Source organism: Saezia sanguinis (assembly GCF_003991585.1).
Classification (GTDB): domain Bacteria; phylum Pseudomonadota; class Gammaproteobacteria; order Burkholderiales; family Burkholderiaceae_C; genus Saezia; species Saezia sanguinis.
On sequence record NZ_PQSP01000008.1, the window covers coordinates 120,584 to 134,545 of the forward strand.

Sequence of the window (13,962 nt, forward strand, 5' to 3'; positions counted from 1 at the left end):
GGAAATACAGAGATGAACAATGATCGCAAGCCCTTTCATGTCATGCAGCGCCGCGATGTGCTGGGCCTGGCTTTAGTCGGTATTGCAGCGGCAGTGCTGCCTTCACAACGGGCCCTGGCAGATTCGGTGGATACGCTCAAGAATTTTTTGCAGAACGTTTCCAGCTTGCGCGCCAAGTTTACCCAGGTTGTGGTTTCTTCCCAGAATGACCGTACCCGTACGTCCAGCGGCACGTTTGTTTTGTCGCGTCCGAACCGGTTTCGTTTTGACTACCTGAAGCCTTATGAGCAGCAGATCATCAGTGATGGCCAGAATCTATGGCTGTATGATGTGGATTTGGAGCAGGTGACTCAGCGCGAATACAGTTCTGCGATGGGCTCCACGCCAGCGGCTTTGCTTGCGGGCGGTGCCCAGGCGACCATGGCGCAGCAGAACTTCACGCTTCAAAGCGCGCCTGATGCAGACGGACAGCAGTGGATTGAAGCCAAACCCAGACAGGAAGAAGGCCAGATCCGCGGTGCTCGTATCGGCTTTCGGGAGCAGACACTGGCAACGCTGCAGATCGTGGATAACTTTGGACAGACATCGACGCTGGCTTTCAGCGATGTGGAAATCAACCCGGTACTTTCAGATACGCTGTTTACATTCAAAGTGCCGGATGGGGTTGACCTGATTACTGAATAGGAATTCCGTTTCGCGCAGCAAGCGCCAGCCTGTCAGATTGGAGAAACATACTGTGGCAGATTTGTTCCATGCATCAGCCTCACCCGCGACACCACTGGCAGAGCAACTGCGGCCCCAGACACTGGATGAGGTGGTTGGGCAAACACAGTTGCTGGGGCCGGGCAAGCCACTGCGTTTGGCGTTTGAGTCGGGGCACCCGCACTCCATGATTCTGTGGGGACCGCCCGGGGTTGGAAAGACAACACTGGCGCGGCTGACTGCCAGAGCATTTGACTATGAGTTTATTGCATTGTCTGCCGTGTTTTCCGGCGTCAAGGACATCCGTGCGGCGGTAGAACAGGCACAGCAATACCAGGCCAATGGGCGGCAGACCATTTTGTTCATCGATGAAATTCACCGCTTCAACAAAGCCCAACAGGATGCATTGCTGCCTTTTGTTGAAGCCGGCACGGTCATATTCATTGGCGCAACCACTGAGAATCCGTCGTTTGAAGTAAATTCGGCGCTGCTGTCGCGGGCGCAGGTGTATGTGCTCAAACCGCTGACGGATGAAGAACTGCATCAGTTGTACGAAAGAGCACATCAACTGGCGTTATCCCATTTGCAGTTTGATGAACTGTCGATTAATACCATGATCGGTTATGCCGATGGCGATGCCCGTCGCATGCTGAATCTGTTGGAGCAGGCTGCCACAGCGGCACGGGCAGCAGGCATTACCGAAGTGGATGGCGCATTTATTGCCGATGCGCTGATGCTCAATGTACGCCGCTTTGACAAAGGGGGCGATAATTTTTACGACCAAATTTCTGCATTGCACAAGTCGGTGCGTGGCTCACATCCGGATGCCGCGCTGTACTGGTTTTGCCGCATGTTGGATGGCGGGGCCGACCCGCGTTATCTGGCCCGGCGTATTGTGCGTATGGCGTGGGAGGATATCGGCCTGGCTGATCCGAGGGCAATGACGATTGTGAATGATGCGGCGGCTACTTATGAACGGTTGGGCTCGCCTGAAGGCGAGCTGGCTTTGGCACAGGCGATCATCTACCTTTCCTGTGCGGCCAAAAGCAATGCCGGTTATAACGCCTATAACGCAGCGAAAACTTTCATCAAACAGGATAAATCGCGCGAGGTTCCTGTACACCTGCGCAATGCCCCGACCAAACTGATGAAAGAACTGGGCTACGGGCATGACTATCGTTATGCGCATGATGAGCCCAACGCGTATGCGGCTGGAGAGACTTATCTGCCGGACGGTATTGCCGAGCCTGGCTGGTACCAGCCTGTGCCGCGCGGGCTGGAAGTCAAAATTGCTGAAAAACTGGCTTTTTTGAAGAAGCTGGATGATGAGGCCAACTCATAGAGTGTGGTTTCGCGGCATGCATTCGTGAGTGGCTTTGAATAAAAAAACAGACGGGATACCCCGTCTGTTTTTTTAAAGGACTTATTTGCGTTTGCGTTTGAATTTGGCAAAGAATGCCTTGATACGCGGTGCAAAGCGGATGACCCAGCCTAAAACAAAGACAAGGAGCAGCGCCATGATACCTACGCCCGCTGCTTTGATGATGGAGGCAATGGGAGCCTCTCCCAGTGCGGCACCGGTGCGCAGTTTGTTGACGTCTACATCTGTTGTTTGGGTGGTGGGGCGGCCATAGGTCTGGAACAACCAGTTGGTCAGCGTGGCAACTTCCTGGTCTGTGAATTGTCCTTTGAATGCAGGCATGAAAATCTGACGGTCACCAGCCTGACGCTCAATGCCATTTAAGATGGTGAGCACCACGTTATTAGGGGTGGACTGGCCAAGCGTGCTGTTGTTGACCAGTGATGGGAAGTCGGCCTGAGCAATACCGCCACCGTCCATGCCATGGCAGCTTGCACATGCGCCATAATACAGTTGCGCACCTGAGAAGCTGCGTGAGGCCGTGCTTGCCGATGGGCGATAATCTAATGTATCACGAATGGTCCCGGATAAATCACGCAGTTCACCCCATTCAAAAGGAGCGGTTGTAGCTTCGGTGGGCTGATCTTCCTTATTGCGCATTGCAGGCTGGTCACGCAACCAGGCAATGAGGTCGTTGATATCCTGTTCAGGCAGTTGCGACAGCGATCTTTCAATGGCCTGTGCCATCGGGCCGCCGGCACTGGATTTGCCTGGGATGTAACCGGTGCTCAGGTATTGCGCCAGTTCTGCATCGGACCATCTGCCGATGCCGCTGATTTCGTCCGGTGTGATATTGGGAGCATACCAGCCGTTAGTAACGATACTGCCAGCCAGTGGGCGTTCCGGGTCACTGCCCATGGACATGGTTCTGGGCGTGTGGCAGGTACTGCAGTGGGCCATGCTGGCCAGGTAGGCGCCCCGGTTGATCGCATCGCTTTTATCAGGGTTCGGGCGAAACTCCTGTTCGTTAAAGTTCAGCATTTTCCATCCGGTCAGGGTCCAGCGGATGTTATATGGAAAATCCATCCGATTCGGGGTTCTGGCCTGTTCAATGGCGGGCAGTGAAAACAGGTAGGCTTTAATTGCCAACACGTCATCACGCCGGATTTGTGTGAATGAATCATACGGCATGGCCGGGTAGAGATTTTCTCCATGCCGCCCCCTGCCTGAATGCAAGGCATGGTAAAACTCATCATCCGTCCACGCGCCGATTCCAGTGCGCTGGTCTGGCGTGATGTTCGGAGGGTAGATGGTGCCAAAGGGGGTGCGTATGCCTTCGCCACCGGCAAACGGTTGTGCCGGGTCTTTGGTATGGCATGCGTAACAGTCTGCCGCTGTACTCAGGTAGCGTCCACGTTCAATCAGGTCGGCAGCGGTAGTACTTTCTGTTATGGGGTCGCTGGTGCTTTCAGAAGCGGGTTGGGCCATGGCTGAGCCAGTCAGCATGAGCAGCCCCAGGCCGACTGCCACCAGCCGCTGGTGCAATTGGTGTATGAACGCCATGCGCCTGTTGATGCTCACCCGGTAGACTCCTTTATAAAGCATTATGAATGGTTTCGGCCAAACGCAAAGACAATGCGGCGCCGGTCAGTGTGGGGTTGACCACCCCCGCTGCAGGAATAACGCCTGTAGTTGCCAGAAACAGGTTGGGATGGTCATGGGTGCGGCAGTCGCCGTCAACCACCGAATTTTCCGGATTATCTCCCATGATGACCGTGCCCATGATGTGGTCACGGTTTTGCCAGCCGGTATCGTCGTTGACCACTTTCCCCTGAAATATCGAGACAAAGTGCCTGAAGTCCTGTTTGGCAATTTCTGCCCCCGCCTTTACATAGGCGTCCACATCGTAATGGATAGAGGGCTTGGGAATGCCCAGCGCATCTTTGTTGTCAGACAGGGTGATGCGGTTACCGGCATGCGGCAGCATTTCAAACACAGTTGAAATACTGACCCAGCGTGCAGCATCATGACGTATTTGCTCATTGAGCTGTTTGCCTTTATAGCCTGCGGCGATGAGCCGCTCCGTGACCATCAGGTTAGGCACTGCATTGCCTAACGAATGCTTGATGGCCGAGTGCCGGGCTCTGAAGGAGCCATCCCGCCAGTTGAACACACCGCCTTGTTGTACGGGCCCGCGCCCGGGCCAGAGCGCGTCGTGGGAAAGGAATGTGAGCCCGATGCCGGTATGGTCCATCAGGTTGCGGCCCACCTGGTCTGAGGAGTTGGCGACTTCTGAGAGCAGCAGCAGCTTGGGCGTTTCAATGCCATGGGCTGCCACAATGATGAAACGTGCAGTCAGGTGCCGTTCCTGCCCGTCCGGTGTTTTATAGTGCACGGCGGTAATGACATTGCCTTCGCCTTTTTCCAGTCTGAAGGCGACTGAGTTTGGCATGGTTTTGGCACCGGCCTCTTTCGCTTTGTCAACATGCGTAATGCCGGAATACATGGCGCCCGTCGGGCATATCGGCATGCAGTTGTTGTTGCCGCTGCAGGCGGGCCTGTCATCGTAGGTGCGGCTGGCGCGCGCCTGGGGTTCATCAATAAAGCGAAACCCTGCCTGCCCGACTTTTTTGGCAAACTCCTGGGTGTAGGAGCTCCAGGTTAACTGCGGCAAAGGGTACGGCTGGGAGCGGGGCGGGTAAGGCTGCTGTCTGCCGCGACCACTCTGGTCATCGGTATTGCTGCCGCAAACGCCCAGGGCTTCTTCTGCCAGTTGGTACCAGGGCTCCAGGTCTTCGTAGCTGATTGGCCAGTCGCGGCCAACACCATAGGTGCTGTGGAGCTTCATGTCGCTGGGCAGATAACGCCACGCTGCGGCAGCCCAGTGCCAGGTGGTGCCCCCGATCAGGCGCAGCATGCCGGGTTTAAATTCAAACGACCCGGTGTTTTCAAGATAGGTATCAGAGACGGCGCCGCCATAAGACTTCGGAGCCCAGGCCTGTTCGGGGTATGGCCGGTTGAAGTCGTTTTTTTCCGGATTATTGCGAAAACGCTCCACAATTTGCCAGCGCTCCATGCGGGGGCCGGCTTCCAGAATAATGACAGAGTGGCCCCGGCGCGCCAAAGACCAGGCTGCCAGAGAGCCTAAAACGCCGGATCCGATCACAATGACGTCTGCATCATACTGTGGTATTGCCATAAACGGTACTTTTTACTCTTGTGGACAGGGTCTCATTATAGGGATGGGGCGTGGGCCCAACTGCCATATCCGCCACGGGCATAAGTCGGGATTTCCGTGACGTCTTTTGTGGGCGCATACATGAGCGCATGTTCATAAGTGATCAATATGGCGTCTTTGCCCGAACCTGCACGCCCGGTATAAAGCGCACGCAGAATGCTTTGCATGAATTCTTTGAGTTCAGGGGCAATGCGGGGTGTTTCGCATTCTGTATCAGACTTTGCACATGCCTGTGTGTCGTGATACCACACAGTCAACAGCCCCATTTTTTTCTCAAAATTGGGTGTCAACGCTCTGAGCGCATCGAATGTTTTGGTCGTAAGTCCAAAGTCCAGCTCCGGATTTGCGCATAGCTCGGAGGCAATACGGTGAAATATTCTGGAGACAGAAAGGTCCGTGGTATCCGAGACAGGCGTTTGTGCCAGCGCAGTGTGAGCAGGCAACAGGCCAAGTGCGGCCATCACAGCAAGAGATGAACCGGCCATCATGCTTCTGCGGTTGAGCCGGCATGAATCTGAAACATTCAGAGAGGCAGCAGATGGAAGGTTTTTATCCATGTTTTTGGCGGCAGTTCCATTCAGTGGAGGTGATTAATATATAAAAACTGTCTGTAAAAGTTTAACGGGGTATCAATAACCCTGCCCAGGAACATTTGGAAAGACGAGTCAGGCCAACAGTTTTCCGGCCAGGCTGGATATGAGGTGGCCATCAAAAATCAATGCATTTGTATAGATTATCCGGCTGGGATTTTCTGCTGAAAGCACCCATAAGGGCAGTTGGTACGTTTTGGTGTACTCGCAGCAACGGGGTGGTGTTTAGGGACATCAATTGAAACGCATAAACCATGCGAAATGGTGATTTTTGCGTGATGAATCTCATGCATGTATTTTCTTATCTGCCAAGATTTTCCCGTTCGCTACATTTGAGCGCAAGGCAAGATGCAATCTATTGATTTTAATGAATTAATTTTTTAAATCATTTTAGTGAGGCGGATCAAAGTTCATGCCTTGCTCATCATGTATGATGGTGTGCATATCAGCATTTTTTTGACATTATTTTGATGATGCAGAGCAGCATGGAACGCATTGGAATCATAGTGCCTGATGATATCGGCGATATCGGCCTGTATCAGGATATGCTTGCCATGATCTCTAAGCTTGGGCTGACCCACTGTGTAGAGATACATCATGCTGCGCTGGAAACGGCGATTCCCATTGCGAAGCGGATGGAAAAGAAGGGGGTCCATGCCATTGTCTCCCGGGGGGCGACCCTTGAGCTAATCAAGCAGTCCGGGATCAGCATTCCTTTGGTCAATATTCCATTTCATATCAGCGATCTGTGTGCGATTATTTCTCAGGCCAAACAACACAGCGGCTTGGACTTTCCCCGCATCGGGATTGTGACCTATCAGGATATCAATCTGGATATTGCAGCTTTTGCCGACTTGATTCATCTGGATGTCCGGGTGTACAAAAGCGAGGCTTCAAGTGATTCCATCCGCAGGGTTGTCAAGCTTGCCCAGAGCGACGGTGTGGATGTATTGGTTGGCGGCGTCACAACCCGGAAGAATATTCATAGCGAACGGCCCTTGTTTCTTCAATATGTCAGCGGGGAGTCGTCACTGGAGCAGGCTTTGCGGGAGGGGCATACAATTGCCTTGGCCCGTAGTCTGGAGCGGCTGCAGGCCAATCATTTTAAAACAACGGTGGGTGCGATCAAGGAAGGAATCATATCGCTGGATTCCGAGAATCACATAACCATATTGAACACCGCTGCCAAAAAATTGCTGGGTCTTACCGAACAGGATGAGCCGCGCACACTCAAATCGCTATGGCCGCAAATCTATGAGCTTGTGTCAGCACGGCAGACAGTTTCAGATAAGCTGGTTCATTATCACAATCAGCAATTCATTGTGAATGTGATCAAGCATCAGGAAGCCGATTTGCTGCACGGTGTGGTGATTACGTTCCAGAAAGTGGAGCGGATCAAGCAGGTTGCAGAGCTTCAAATACAAAAAAGGCCAACATCCAAAGGCCATACCGCCGACAAATCATTTGATTCAATCATTGGTAATTCACCTGCATTGCAAAAAGCAATTCAATTATGCGAAGCTGCTGCCAAAACATCGAGCCCCATTCTCTTGTTTGGCGAAACCGGTACGGGTAAAGAGATTTTTGCCCAGGCCATACATAATGCAAGCCTGCGGCAACATTGCCCGTTTGTTGCGGTTAACTGTGCGGCTATTCCCCCGTCGTTACTGGAGTCAGAGCTGTTCGGGTATGAAGAGGGCGCTTTTACCGGGGCCATGAAAAAAGGAAAACCCGGGTTTTTTGAGATGGCCGATACAGGAACTATTTTCCTGGATGAAATATCTGCTTTGGACCATTACGGACAAACCCGGTTGTTGCGTGTGTTGCAGGAAAAAGGGGTTTCCCGGCTTGGCAGTTCACATTACACGCCTTTGGACTTTCGGGTGATTGCCGCATCCAACAGGGATTTATGGGGCATGGTGAAAAAAGGGGAGTTCAGGGAAGACCTTTTTTATCGCCTGAATGTGTTTCCTGTTCTGATTGCACCGTTAAGAGAGCGCAGAGAAGATATCCCCGTGCTGGTTGAATATTTTTCCGGGTTTTATGAAAAAAATATCCGGATTTTTTCTCCGGATGCCATTGATGCCCTGGCTGGGGGAGTATGGTATGGCAACATCCGTGAATTGCAACATTGTGTCCAGCGGTTGTGCTTTTTTCATAAAAACGGGTTGATACGTGCAAAACATGTTCATGCAGCCATGGAATACATCCGTTTGCCAGACTGGATGGATACCACCGGAGGCCCGGCGGCCATTGGCAAAGAAGTCATAGAAAAGTCTGTTTCCAAGGAGGTTGCAGACAGTGACGAGTATGCATGCTGCCCTGCGTCATCAGACTGTGAGCGCAATCGCATCATTGAAACGCTGCGCAGCACACATGGCAACCAGCAGAAAACGTCAGAAATTCTGGGCATACACAAAACGACGCTTTACCGAAAAATGCAGCGCTATGGTATTAAAAAAGTCGTTTTATAAAACAGGGGGGTTCTGATCTAAAAAAGCATTACCTGCAATATGCGTTGCAAGGTAATGCTTAAAGTTGCATATGATTTTATAGAAGAGAAGGGTTGATGCCCTTTTTTAGAATGCTTTGGTCATACCGCCATCAACCAGCATGGTTTGTCCTGTGATGTAGGTATTGGCCTGTGAGCACAGGAACACGGTCAGCTTGGCATATTCCTCTGGTGTTCCATAGCGGCCCAAAGGAATGCCTTTGATAGCGTTGTCGTGCACCTGCTCAATGGTCAGGCCGGCTTTTTTGGCCCTGACTTCATCAAGATAGGCAATGCGGGCGGTTCCAATCCGGCCCGGCCCCATGACGTTGATGAGAATATTGTCTTTGCCCAGCTCCTGAGACAGCGTTTTGGATAAGCCGATTACGCCCATTCGGAAGGTGTTGGACAAAATCAGGTTATCAAGTACCTGCTTGACCGAGGAGGAGGTGTAGTTGACGATGCGTCCACCCCCCGCTTTGCGCATGTGGGGCAGCACTTCACGAATGCTGCGAATATATGAGAGCAGGTTCAGCTCATAGGCTTTTTGCCACACGTCATCATCTGTAAAGCTGTCAAAGCTGCCTGCGGGCGGGCCGCCGGCGTTGTTGACCAAAGCAAACACGGAACCGAAAGCATTTACCGTTTCAGAAACAACTTTTTTAATGTCTTCACTTTTGGTGATATCTCCGATGACATACGCCGGCTTGTTACCTGTGGCCGCTTCGATTTCTGCCTGAGCCTGTTTGAGCTCATCTTCAAACGGGCTAAAGAGCATGACGTTTGCTTTTTCCCTGGCGAATTCAAGTGCGGCTGCTTTGCCCAGTCCTGCGCTGGATGCCATCACAATAACGGGTTTATCTTTTAAGCCGGTTTCCATATTTGCTTTCCTTTATTTTTTGAAAATTCTGATCATGAAAAATGAAGTATGATCAATCCATGCATGCCTCATTTTTCAGACTCTTTTTTAGCTGTGTTTATTGACTGACTTTCAAATCTCTCACCGAGTTAACGAGGGATTCAAAGCCATCAATATGGCACTCTATGACATCACCTTCGTTGATATGCACGGCACGTGGCGTTCCTGTTGAGATCACATCCCCCGGGTACATTGTGGCAATTTTAGAGTGGAATGAAATCAGAAAGTCAGGCGGAAATGTCATGTTGGAGACAGTGTTTCTGGCGTGTACTTTGCCGTTGATGACTGTGGCAACGTTGAGCTTCATGACATCGTCAACTTCATCGGGCGTGACAAGTTCAGGGCCAAAAGAAAAGAAGGTGTCAAAGTTTTTGACCTGGGTCAGATAACGCGGATTGGCGCGCAGAATGTCTTCTGCTGTCATGTCAATGATGGTGGTAAACCCGGCTACCACAGAAAGCCAGTTTTCCGGCTCGACATCTTTACATTCTTTGCCATAAATAATACCCAGTTCCGATTCGCCGGTTGTCTTTTCGGACTGCGTCGGAATTTCAATCGTTCCGGTATGACCGATGATGGTGTTATCCCATTTCGGAAAACTGGCGGGGCGGCCTGTCGGTGCTTTTTCGGCCAGATCGCCGGCGTGGTCTACATAATTAAGCCCAATGCCCCATATTTTGTGAGGGTGCCGGTAAAGCGGGGCATAAAAAGCATGTTCTTTGAGAATGGCCGGCAGTTTTTCAAGACGCTCTTTCCCGCCGTTGCAATACCATTGCCGCATTGCATCCAGACTGCCGGTCTGCAAAATATTGAAGATATCTGTGGGCCACCACTTGTTGTATGCTGTATTGACATCAGTAACCGGGACCAACCCTTTGGAAGAGACGATGGCAGCGGTTTCTGCTCCGTTTAATACAATGGTTGAAAGTCTCATGATCAATTTCTCCGTAGGTGTATCTGCCTGCCATTAAAAATGAACTGGTTTTTGGCAGAAGTCATTAAAACAAATCTCGTCATGTCTGCATCAGGATTTAACGCAAACCAACGATGGGGAAGTAGAAAATAGCGGCAAGAGCCCACAATGCCCAGGCGGCAAAACCCACTGCCAGGCCTGAGCGGAACAAGTCTGCTGTGCTGTGGTAGCCTGGTCCCATCATGATGATGTTGCCCTGGGTATTGAACGGGAAGAAGAATGCGTAGCCGATCAGGAAGGCCTGTGGCAGCACGAAGCTGACAATCGGGAAATTGAAAGTCTGCGCAATGCCGATATAAATAGGAATCATGACCCCGCACATGGCTGTTGTGGTTGACCAGAACATGTGGCTGAAAATCGTGAACCCCATTAAACCGATCATGAAAGGCAGCATGCTGACATTTTCAATACCAAGGTGCGTCATTCCAGCCCTGATGATGAACTCAATGGCGCCGGTTTTAACCAATGCGGCACTCAGCGAAAGAACACCGCCAAAGTAAACAAACAGCTCCCATGGAATGCCTTTATTTGCCTCTTTCCAGGTCAGCACGCCAATCTTGGGCAGGAAAATCAGTATGACAGCCAGAAAAGCAATGAAAGTGGAGTTGAAATGGTGCCATAAATCGGTGGACCAAAGCGCAAGCGCCAGCAGAAAATAAAAGATGGTGCGCTTTTCGGATGCTTTCATCGGACCGATCTGCCGGAGCTCTTCCTGTATATACGAAGTGCCTCCGGGGATGGCACTCATCTCCGGTTTAAAGATGCGCGTCACAATACCAACAGACAGTACCAGCAAAATCATGTTGACCGGAAAAGCCACTAAAGCCCAGTAGCCCCATGACGTCATGATGGATGCCCCCGCAACACTGATGATCATGGTGACGGCCATGGGGTTGGGAACGGTTCCTGTCATGAAAGCCGAAGCTGTGATATTGGAAGACAGGCTGTTACATATAAAAAGTGCTTTACCAAAATTGCCTCCCTTTTGCGCTTTATACGAATCGGCAATCCCTTCGACCACGGGCAGTAATGCGGTGGTTCTTGCGGTATTCGAAGGGGTGAGGGGAGAGATCAGCATATTGGCAAGCATAGGAGTCAGAATGGCACCGAAAGGACTTTTGCCCAGCCAGCGTAACATGTGCAGGGCAAGCCGTTTGGCAACCCCTGTTTCAATCATGGCAATTGAAATGATGAAACCAGCTGTCTGCAGCCACAGGCCCGAATTGGAAAAACCTGCAATTGCAAACCCCGCATCGTGAATCAGGCCGCCGCTTTCATCAACCTTACCGGCCAGGTTGCCTACCCAGAAATACAGAAGAGAACACACGATAAAAGCGCTGGGCCCAAAACCAATGCCCTGCGTAATCCAAAGCGTTACCGCACTGAAAAATATGGTCAGCAGTTTATGCTGGATGATTGTCATCCCGTCTGGCATCGGTAAAAACCAAACCAGCAGACCAATGCCTACGCTCAGCAAAAGACCATATCGCTTGCCGAAACTTTCAAACTTACTTGGGTTGCTCATTTTCTTTCCTTGCAATGTGTGGTCTAAGTTGCTTCATTGGCGTGATGCAAAAAACGATATAGACCACTAAAACCTTCAATTTAGGAAATAGAACGCCCTACCTCATCCTCTCAAAGAGGAGGTATGCTGCTCGTCTTCAGACAGATAAGATCTATGAACGCTGTTTAACCGGGTGCCTTGTCATGGCTGCTGGTACAAACGTATTGGCATATTCAACAAAATGATTTTGAGAATCTTTTTTGATATGCAGACCTCGTCCATCAATCCTGTATGAACTACGGCTTTCTGGTAATGCAAAGGAGTTCGTCGTGACCAAACTCTTCTGCCTTACACAATTTGCCGGAGGCGACATCAAGAATTTCCTGATAGATACGATCTCCCATTTCGTTCAGAGAACATTGACCCGATAACACTTCGCCCGCATTGATGTCGATATTGGCTCGCATGCGGTTATAAGTGTGCGGGTTGCCGGTGATTTTGACGACAGGAACACCCGGGAAGCCTGAAGGCGTGCCCCGCCCGGTTGGAAAGCAGATGATCTGTGCGCCGGCAGCAACTTGCCCTGTTGCCACTTCGCCGTCATGCCCAGGGCCGTCCATCAGCAGCAACCCACGTTTGCTGGGGATTGCGCCGGTTGCAAATACCTCCATGAATTTTGCTTTTTCTCCAGACTTCTTCATGCTGCCAAGAGACTTCTCCACAACGCTGGAAAGCCCGCCGTCATAGTTGCCCGTTGAGATCAGATGGCGGCGATTTTCATTTGTGGACTCCCTGGTTTGCTTGGTCAGGTGCTCTTCCATGGCATTGATTGCATCTTCTATCTCTTTGCCAACCTGCTCATTGATCGCGCGGCGTGCCAGGATATGCTGGGTGCCAAGCAGCTCTGTCAGTTCAGAGAGAATGGAGCTACCACCTTGTTCGACCAGACGATCGGAGGCGATTCCAAGGGCCGGATTAGCGACAAGCCCGCTGGTCATGTCTGAGCCGCCACAGTTCAGACCAATCATCAGGTGGCTGACAGATGCCTCCCGGCGACGCTCCTGTGATATGGCCTCTAACATGGCCTGTGCGATTCGGGAGCCTTTTTCAATGGCACGCAGCGTATCCCCTTCCTCCTGAATCACCACAGTTTCAAGGCGCTTGCCTGTTGAAGCAATGCCTTCAGCCAGTTCCTTGGCTTTGAAACGCTCACACCCAAGCCCAACCACGACAACTGCAGCAATGTTGGGATTTCTGCCAATGCCGATCAGCGTCTGGGCCGTGGTATCAAGATCGTTACCAACCTGGCTGCATCCAACAGGATGGCGCATAAAAATACTGCGCGGTACATTTTGCGCAATACGCTCAGCGACCTTCGCTGCACAAAAAACAGATGGAATAATTGCCACATGGTTGCGAATGCCATATTGCCCGTTTTCACGTTCATAACCCCAAAATGAATCATTCATAATCACATCCCCCTTGAGCAACACATGTTGTGGTTGTGAATCCAGTCGCCCTTTTTAATTGCGACCTCCATACGGCCAATCTCTTCTCCATACTTGATGACAGGCGCATCTTTGGCAATATCTGCCAGTGCAATTTTGTGCCCAAACTTGACATCGTTTTGAGCCTGTACAGCATATTCGCTGCCATCAACACGACGAATAATGCATTCGTCGCCTTTATCAATATCTGCAACCACCACAGCAACATTGTCTGTAGGGTGCAAGATGAGCGCAGCTTTTGCACTTTGCTCTTTTAACAATTCCTTCATCGCAGAATCCCCTTTTGATAGAGCTTGAGAAATACTTTTCTCTGATGTAGCCATTGATGAGCAACATGCGTGCCAGGTCCTAATCACTCAGGAGAAAAGGAATTTTCTCCTTGTAAAACAACGAACTGTGTAAGAGAGTGTGCTGCCAGCGATGAGATACATTTGGTTGCAGAATCTGCATGCATAAATGCAAAAACTGCATTGATGCAATTTGCTCCTAAGGGTCAAAGAAATTAGTTTGAGTAAGGACGAAGCGTTCTGCACTTGGTTTAGTTGGGTGAAACCGTAGAAGTGCCGGTATTGATTGAACCAACGACGAGATTTGAGGCTGTTGAATAGCGTTGGTGTTCCCCCGGGTCATTATTGACCCGGTGTGATTCTTATTTGGAATCAATGAGTTAGTAAAAA

Annotated in this window: 11 protein-coding genes; 3 read left to right on the forward strand and 8 right to left on the reverse strand. The window is 50.9% G+C overall.

The window, feature by feature from the left end:
- Nucleotides 1-12 precede the first annotated feature (12 nt).
- Nucleotides 13-684, forward strand: coding sequence for an outer membrane lipoprotein chaperone LolA (gene lolA, locus CUZ56_RS12425; RefSeq protein WP_239442469.1), 672 nt, complete (start codon nucleotides 13-15; stop codon nucleotides 682-684).
- Nucleotides 685-736: 52 nt separating this feature from the next.
- Nucleotides 737-2,044 (forward strand): replication-associated recombination protein A, encoded by a 1,308-nt coding sequence (locus CUZ56_RS12430; RefSeq protein WP_126980726.1) that lies wholly within the window; start codon nucleotides 737-739, stop codon nucleotides 2,042-2,044.
- Nucleotides 2,045-2,125: 81 nt separating this feature from the next.
- On the opposite strand, the gene CUZ56_RS12435 is transcribed toward CUZ56_RS12430, so the two are convergent.
- The 3 genes from CUZ56_RS12435 to CUZ56_RS12445 are packed head-to-tail and all read right to left on the reverse strand — an operon-like array spanning nucleotide 2,126 to nucleotide 5,857.
- Nucleotides 2,126-3,643 (reverse strand): c-type cytochrome, encoded by a 1,518-nt coding sequence (locus CUZ56_RS12435; protein WP_162615347.1) that lies wholly within the window; start codon nucleotides 3,641-3,643, stop codon nucleotides 2,126-2,128.
- 13 nt (nucleotides 3,644-3,656) lie between these two features.
- Nucleotides 3,657-5,261 (reverse strand): GMC family oxidoreductase, encoded by a 1,605-nt coding sequence (locus tag CUZ56_RS12440; RefSeq protein ID WP_126980728.1) that lies wholly within the window; start codon nucleotides 5,259-5,261, stop codon nucleotides 3,657-3,659.
- Between the two features lie 35 nt (nucleotides 5,262-5,296).
- The gene (locus tag CUZ56_RS12445; RefSeq protein ID WP_126980729.1) at nucleotides 5,297-5,857 is read right to left on the reverse strand and encodes a sugar dehydrogenase complex small subunit; all 561 of its coding nucleotides are present in this window, start codon (nucleotides 5,855-5,857) and stop codon (nucleotides 5,297-5,299) included.
- A gap of 518 nt (nucleotides 5,858-6,375) precedes the next feature.
- On the opposite strand from CUZ56_RS12445, the gene CUZ56_RS12450 reads away from it, so the two are divergent.
- On the forward strand, nucleotides 6,376-8,364 hold the full coding sequence (locus tag CUZ56_RS12450) for a sigma 54-interacting transcriptional regulator (protein WP_162615348.1): 1,989 nt from the start codon (nucleotides 6,376-6,378) through the stop codon (nucleotides 8,362-8,364).
- A 105-nt stretch (nucleotides 8,365-8,469) separates the two neighbouring features.
- Here CUZ56_RS12450 and CUZ56_RS12455 read toward each other — a convergent pair whose 3' ends face one another.
- The 5 genes from CUZ56_RS12455 to CUZ56_RS12475 form a co-directional block, all read right to left on the reverse strand.
- The gene (locus CUZ56_RS12455; protein ID WP_126980731.1) at nucleotides 8,470-9,261 is read right to left on the reverse strand and encodes an SDR family oxidoreductase; all 792 of its coding nucleotides are present in this window, start codon (nucleotides 9,259-9,261) and stop codon (nucleotides 8,470-8,472) included.
- A 97-nt stretch (nucleotides 9,262-9,358) separates the two neighbouring features.
- Nucleotides 9,359-10,234, reverse strand: coding sequence for a fumarylacetoacetate hydrolase family protein (locus CUZ56_RS12460; protein WP_126980732.1), 876 nt, complete (start codon nucleotides 10,232-10,234; stop codon nucleotides 9,359-9,361).
- A gap of 97 nt (nucleotides 10,235-10,331) precedes the next feature.
- Entirely contained in the window at nucleotides 10,332-11,798 is a 1,467-nt protein-coding gene (locus CUZ56_RS12465; RefSeq protein WP_126980733.1) for an SLC13 family permease, read from the reverse strand.
- A gap of 275 nt (nucleotides 11,799-12,073) precedes the next feature.
- Entirely contained in the window at nucleotides 12,074-13,246 is a 1,173-nt protein-coding gene (locus tag CUZ56_RS12470) for a UxaA family hydrolase (protein WP_126980734.1), read from the reverse strand.
- A 2-nt stretch (nucleotides 13,247-13,248) separates the two neighbouring features.
- A complete protein-coding gene (locus CUZ56_RS12475) occupies nucleotides 13,249-13,608 on the reverse strand; it encodes a UxaA family hydrolase (RefSeq protein WP_204250897.1) in 360 nt (119 codons plus the stop codon).
- Nucleotides 13,609-13,962 lie beyond the last annotated feature (354 nt).